The sequence below is a fragment of the Roseomonas rosulenta genome (genome assembly GCF_016106005.1).
GTDB classification, from domain to species: domain Bacteria; phylum Pseudomonadota; class Alphaproteobacteria; order Acetobacterales; family Acetobacteraceae; genus Neoroseomonas; species Neoroseomonas rosulenta.
In genome coordinates this window covers 1-5902 of sequence record NZ_JACADR010000278.1, presented here as the reverse complement: position 1 = coordinate 5902, position 5902 = coordinate 1, and the positions used below count along the sequence as shown (strand labels likewise).

The window sequence follows — 5902 nt, the reverse complement described above, 5'->3', positions numbered from 1 at the left end:
CCATGCCCCTCCCCAAATCCCCCGATTCAAACCCGCGATCCAAGGGGCCGTTGCCCCTTGGTGGGGGGAGGTCCGGAGGGGGGCAAAGCCCCTCTCCGGCAGCGCGCAGCCCGCTCACGCATACCTCCGCAGCAGCGGCCTGAGGTCTCGGTCCAGCAGGTCCGGTGTGATCGGCCCGGCGTAGCGCCAGCGGATCAGGCCCTGGCGGTCGATCAGGTAGGTTTCGGGCACGCCGTAGACGCCCCAGTCGATGGCGACGCGGCCTGGTTCGTCGCGGCCGAGTTTCGCAAAGGGGTTGCCGTGGCGGGTGAGGAAGGCGGCGCCGTCGGGCGCGCGGTCCTTGTAGTTGATGCCCAGCACGCGGATGCCCTCGCGCTGCAGGCGCATCAGCTGCGGGTGCTCGACGATGCAGGGCACGCACCACGATGCCCAGAAGTTCACCACCACGGGGGCGGGCAGGGGGCCGCGCAGGTCGGCGGCGGTCAGCGTGGGCAGGCCGCTGGCCTCGAGTGGCGGCAGGCTGAAGTCGGGCACGGGCTGGCCGAGCAGGGCCGAGGGCACGCCGCGCGGGTCGTAGCCCCCGGTCTGCAGGCCGCGCAGCATGACCCAGAAGCCCGCACCTGCGGCGGCGGCGAAGCCGAGCGGCGCGTAGAGCATCCAGCGCCGGGAGCGCGGCGGCGGGGCGGGGGTGTCGCTCATGCCGGTGCCGTGGCCCCTTTCGGCGCCGGTGCGGCCACGCGCATCCGGCGGTCGGACAGCGACAGTCCGCCGCCGAGCGCCATGATCACGGCGCCGAACCAGATCCATGGTGCCAGCGGGTTGTGGTGCAGGCGGAGAACGCCGGCGCCGTCGCGTTCCTCGCCGAGCACGGCATAGAGGTCGCGCATGGCGTTGGTATGGATGGCGGCCTCGGTGGTGGTCTGGCGGTCCACCTGGAAGGTGCGACGTTCGGGGCGCAGCACCGTGACCTCGGCGCCGTCGCGAGAGATGGTCACGGTTGCGCGGCGCGCGGCGTAGTTGGGGCCGGCGACGTCCGTGATGCTGTCCAGGCGCCATTCATAGCCGGCCAGGCGCGCGCTCTCGCCGGGCTTGAGCGCGATCAGCGTATCGGTCGCCACGCCCATGCCGGCGATGCCGGCGATGGTGACACCCATCCCTGCATGGGCGATGGCCGCCCCCCAGGCTGCGCGCGGCAGGCCGCGGGCGCGCTGCAAGGCCTGGCCCGGGCGGCGGAACAGCGCGATGCGATCGGCAACATCGGCCATCGCTCCGATGATCAGCCACATCGCCAGTCCGACGCCGATGGCCGGCCAGACCGGCAGCCCGGCCGCGACCAGCGCGAGGAAGCCCATCGCCAGCGCGATGCAGGCCGCCCACCACAGGCGTTGCAGTGCGCCCCAGGCATCGCCGCGCTTCCACGGCAGCATTGCCCCGATCGGCATGGCCAGCACGAGCGGGATCGCCAGAGGCGCCGCCGCGGTGTTGAAGAAGGGCGGGCCGACCGAGATCTTCGCCCCCGTCAGGATGTCGGCGAACATCGGCCACAGCGTGCCGGCCAGCACCACCGCCGCGATCGAGCACAGGAGCAGGTTGTTCAGCACCAGCGCGCCCTCGCGCGAGATGGGCGCGAAGATGCCGGTGGGGGCCAGCTTCTGCGCCCGCCAGGCGAAGATCGCGAAGGCGCCGGCCACGTAGATCATCAGCAGGGCCAGGATGAAGACGCCGCGCGCCGGGTCGTTGGCGAAGGCATGCACGCTGTTGAGCACGCCCGAGCGCACCAGGAAGGTGCCGAGCAGGCTCATGGCGAAAGCCATGATCGCGAGTAGCACGGTCCAGATCTTCAGCGCGTCGCGCTTCTCGACCACGATCGCCGAATGCAGCAGCGCGGTGCCCACCAGCCAGGGCAGCAGCGAGGCGTTCTCGACCGGATCCCAGAACCAGTAGCCACCCCAGCCGAGCTCGTAATAGGCCCACCAGGACCCGAGCGCGATGCCGAGCGTCAGGAACGACCAAGCCAGCAGCGCCCAGGGCCGCACCCAGCGCCCCCAGGCCGCATCCACGCGCCCTTCGAGCAGCGCCGCCACGGCGAAGGCGAAGGTCACCGCATAGCCGACATAGCCGAGGTAGAGCATCGGCGGATGCAGAGCGAGGCCGATGTCCTGCAGCACCGGGTTCAGCCCCTGCCCGTCCGGCGGCGGCGGCCAGATGCGGTCGAAGGGGTTGGAGGTGAAGATGATGAACAGCAGGAAGCCGGACGCCACCCAGCCCAGCACGCCGATCACCCGCGCCTTGAGCGCGCTCGGCAAATCCCGCCCGAAGCCCGCCACCGCCGCGCCGCACAGCGCCAGGATCAGCACCCAGAGCACCATGGAACCCTCGTGGTTCCCCCAGGCGCCGGAGAACTTGTAGATCATCGGCTTTGCCGAATGGCTGTTCTGCACGACGTTCGACACCGTCGTGTCGTTGACCGCAAACGCCCACAACAGGCAGCCGAAGGCCACACCAACCGACACCAGCGTGCCGGCCGCCAACGGTCCCGCCGTCGCCATCCAGCGCAGGTCGCGCCGCGTGGCACCGACGATGGGCAGCACCGACTGCGCGATGGCCAGGACACAGGCCAGGGCCAGCGCGAAGTGACCGAGCTCGGGGATCATGCGGAGGCGCTCCGGTGGCGGATGGCGCGGCGGGGTCCGGGGAGGCACTGCCTCCCCGGCGGGGGTTCAGGGGGCAGCGCCCCCTGGCCAGCCAGCATCACCGCAGTGCAGCCCCGCATCATCCCCCGCTCCGTCCTTCGCGCGGCCGGGGCGCAGTGTTCCAGGTCTCGGCTGGCGGTGCGGCGCCTTGTTCGGGGTTCCAGTGTCCGGAGCGGCGGAGTGCGTCGGCGACTTCGGGGGGCATGTAGGTCTCGTCGTGGCGCGCCAGCACTTCGGTGGCGCGGAAGCTGCCGTCCGGCAGCAGGCGGCCGAGGGTGACGACGCCCTGCCCTTCGCGGAACAGGTCCGGCAGCACGCCGGAGTAGCTGACGGTGATGGCCTGTGCGCCGTCGGTGACGCGGAAGGTTGCGGCGGGGCGGCCGTCAGATCCGGTGCGGCGTTCGACGGAGCCGGCCTCGACCAAGCCTCCCAGGCGGAAGGCGCGGTCGGCCGAGTGCCGGTTCGCCAGCACGTCGGAGGGTGAGAAGAAGAAGACGATGTTGTCCTGGAAGGCGGTGAGGGTGAGCGCCGTCGCCGTGCCGAGGCCGAGGCCGGCGAGAAGAAGCACCATCAGGCGTCGTTTCTTGCGTGTCACTGCGTGAACCCTCAGACGCCGGGCGCCGCGCATCCGCGCGGCTTGGCTTCGCGCCATGCACTGGTGCACCGGACGCGGCGGATGGTCTGGGCGCGGTCGCGCCTTGCGCTCCCGGATCGCGCAAGGCGCGATCCGGTGGTGTGAGGATGGCGGATGCTCACGGCCGGTCCCCCCGCGGGTCCAGCGTGGCCAGCAGCCGCTTCGCCGCGCGGTGGCGCAGCGCCGCGCCGACCGCGAGCGCGCCGAAGCTGCCAAGCACCAGCGCGTAGGATACAGTGATGTGCCACCAGTGCAGGGTCATGCCGGTGCGTCCTCGCGCCGGGCGCGGGCCAGTTGCAGGGCGCGCACGCGGCGTTCCATCACCGCCGCGCGGGTTCGCGCCAGCACCACCGCGCCGAACAGCAGCGAGAAGCCGGTCGCGCAGGTCAGCAGCGGATAGAGGATGTCCACATGCATCCCCGGGCTGTCGAGGCGCGTCACGCTGGCCGGCTGGTGCAGCGTGTTCCACCAGTCCACCGAGAACTTCACGATCGGCACGTTGACGATGCCCACCAGCGCCAGGATGGCGCCGGCCTTGGCACCCCGGTCCGGGTCGTCGAAGGCGCGCACCAGCGCGGCGTGGCCGAGCCACAGGAAGAACAGCACCAGCACGGAGGTGAGGCGCGCATCCCACACCCACCAGGTGCCCCACATCGGCTTGCCCCAGAGGCTGCCGGTGGCGAGGCACAGCGCGGTGGCGGCCGCGCCCACGGGCGAGAGTTCCCGCGCCGTCAGGTCCGCCAGCGGATGCCGCCAGATCAGCGACATGACGGACAGCACCGCGAGGCCCGTGTACCCGCCCATCGCCAGCCAGGCCATCGGGACATGGACGTACATGATCCGCACGGTCTCGCCCTGCTGCCAGTCGGGCGGCGAGAACAGCAGGCCCCAGGCGAGGCCGGCCCCCACCACCACCAGCGCCGAGGCCCAGAGGACGGGCATGAGTCGTCCCGTCGCCCGCAGGAAGCGGCCGGGATTGGCGAAACGGTGGAGGCTCCGCGCGCCCGTTCGCGGCGCGTCGGTGGCTCCGGTGCCGGCAGTCAGGCGTCCATCCACACTGACAACCTAGGGTATCAGGCCGGGTTGTTGAAGCCGGGCCCGGCGCGCGTTACGTGCTGTCACGAAGTTGGGGGGTGGGGATGCTGTTCGCCGTGACGATCGAGGACAAGCCCGGCATGGCCGCGACCCGCCGTGCGGTGCGCGCCGCGCATCTCGACTGGCTGGAGCGGCACCGCGCCATGCTGGTGATCGCCGGCCCCATCATGGACGGCGAGGGCAATTCGATCGGCTCGGTGCGCGTTGTGGACGCGCCGGACCGCGCGGCGGTCGAGGCGCTGACCGAGGGCGACCCCTTCGCCCGGGCCGGCTGCTTCGCGCGCGTGGCGATCAACCCGTACCGCATCGTCTACAAGGATGGGGCGCTGGCGGAATGAATCACTGGCTGGTGAAATCCGAGCCCGACGCCTTCTCCTGGGACCAGCAGGTGGCGAACGGGGTCGAGCCCTGGACCGGCGTGCGCAACCACATGGCGAAGGCCAACCTGATCGCGATGAAGAAGGGCGACCGCGCCTTCTTCTACCACTCCAACATCGGCAAGGAGATCGTGGGCGTGGTCGAGGTGGTGCGCGAGGCCTATTCCGACCCCACCGCCGAAGCGGGCAGCCCCTGGGTCTGCGTCGACATGAAGGCGGTCGGGCCCATGCCGAAGCCGGTCACGCTCGCGGCGATCAAGGCTGAGCCGGGGCTCGAGGGCATCGCCCTGGTGCGCATGTCGCGGCTGTCGGTCATGCCGATCTCGCCCGAGCACTGGAAGGTGCTGGCGAAGATGGGCGGGTGGAAGGGCAAGTGAAGCAGCAACTTGCCGAACGCGTGCTCTGCGCGCTGGCCGACATCCCCGATGGCCAGTCGAAGGGCTTTCCCGCCGCACCCGGCGCCTTCACCGGCCTGTTCGCGGTGCGGCGCGGCGACCGCGTCTGGGTCTATGTGAATTCCTGCCCGCATATCGGCGTGCCGCTGGATCCCGTGCCGGACCGGTTCCTGGATGGGAAGAAGCAGAACATCATCTGCTCGACGCATGGCGCGCGCTTCCGGATCGAGGACGGATTCTGCACATCCGGCCCCTGCTACGGCGAATTTCTAGAGGCGGTGCCGCACCGCATCGACGAGCAGGGGCGGGTGCTGGTGGCGGAGGATGCGGGGCGATAGGCGCACGACGCCGCAGCGCCGCATCTGCGCCCCGCTTCCGCCACGCCCGCCACCGCGCCGCCGCGATCGCCCCGAAACCACCTTGGCGCCGCCCTTCGCCGGACGCGCCGGCACGGTCTTCTTCTTCCTGCGCTCGGACCAACACAGGAGGACCAGATGCGCCAGATCTCCCGCACCGCCTTTCTCGCCACCGGCCTGATGCTCGTTGCCGGTGCCGGCTTCGCCCAAGGGACGGCACCCGGCACGGCCTCCGGCCAGGCCACGGGTGGCACCGCCGCGCCGGTCCAGGCGCAGCCCGCCCGCCCGGCGACCCCCGCACCGCACGCGGCGACCACGCCCGCGCCGCATGCGGGGACGCCGGCAAACCAGG

Annotated in this window: 8 protein-coding genes and 1 pseudogene; 4 read left to right on the top strand and 5 right to left on the bottom strand. The window is 71.4% G+C overall.

Annotated elements, in window-relative coordinates; translation table 11 throughout:
• Positions 1-114: 114 nt before the first annotated feature.
• The 5 genes from HW578_RS21980 to HW578_RS21960 all read right to left on the bottom strand — a co-directional run bounded on the left by HW578_RS21980 (position 115) and on the right by HW578_RS21960 (position 4371).
• On the bottom strand, positions 115-699 hold the full coding sequence (locus HW578_RS21980) for a DsbE family thiol:disulfide interchange protein (protein ID WP_198372855.1): 585 nt from the start codon (positions 697-699) through the stop codon (positions 115-117).
• Positions 696-2654 carry a heme lyase CcmF/NrfE family subunit gene (locus HW578_RS21975; protein ID WP_198372854.1) on the bottom strand — a complete coding sequence of 653 codons (1959 nt, stop codon included), beginning with the start codon at positions 2652-2654 and terminating at the stop codon, positions 696-698. Before HW578_RS21975 ends, HW578_RS21980 begins: the two co-directional genes overlap by 4 nt.
• Positions 2655-2772: 118 nt before the next feature.
• Positions 2773-3288, bottom strand: a complete 516-nt coding sequence (ccmE, locus tag HW578_RS21970) for a cytochrome c maturation protein CcmE (RefSeq protein WP_198372853.1) — start codon at positions 3286-3288, stop codon at positions 2773-2775.
• 157 nt (positions 3289-3445) lie between these two features.
• On the bottom strand, positions 3446-3589 hold the full coding sequence (locus HW578_RS21965) for a hypothetical protein (RefSeq protein WP_198372852.1): 144 nt from the start codon (positions 3587-3589) through the stop codon (positions 3446-3448).
• Positions 3586-4371, bottom strand: coding sequence for a heme ABC transporter permease (locus tag HW578_RS21960; RefSeq protein ID WP_232479193.1), 786 nt, complete (start codon positions 4369-4371; stop codon positions 3586-3588). The genes HW578_RS21965 and HW578_RS21960 overlap by 4 nt, the downstream gene beginning before the upstream one ends.
• A 95-nt stretch (positions 4372-4466) precedes the next feature.
• On the opposite strand from HW578_RS21960, the gene HW578_RS21955 reads away from it, so the two are divergent.
• The 4 genes and pseudogenes from HW578_RS21955 to HW578_RS21940 all read left to right on the top strand — a co-directional run.
• Positions 4467-4760 (top strand): YciI family protein, encoded by a 294-nt coding sequence (locus tag HW578_RS21955; protein WP_198372856.1) that lies wholly within the window; start codon positions 4467-4469, stop codon positions 4758-4760.
• Complete coding sequence (locus HW578_RS21950) at positions 4757-5176, top strand: EVE domain-containing protein (RefSeq protein WP_198372850.1); 420 nt, start codon at positions 4757-4759, stop codon at positions 5174-5176. Before HW578_RS21955 ends, HW578_RS21950 begins: the two co-directional genes overlap by 4 nt.
• Positions 5173-5532 carry a Rieske (2Fe-2S) protein gene (locus HW578_RS21945; RefSeq protein ID WP_198372849.1) on the top strand — a complete coding sequence of 120 codons (360 nt, stop codon included), beginning with the start codon at positions 5173-5175 and terminating at the stop codon, positions 5530-5532. Before HW578_RS21950 ends, HW578_RS21945 begins: the two co-directional genes overlap by 4 nt.
• A 156-nt stretch (positions 5533-5688) precedes the next feature.
• Positions 5689-5902 (top strand): annotated as a pseudogene (locus tag HW578_RS21940) (hypothetical protein); the annotation flags it as partial.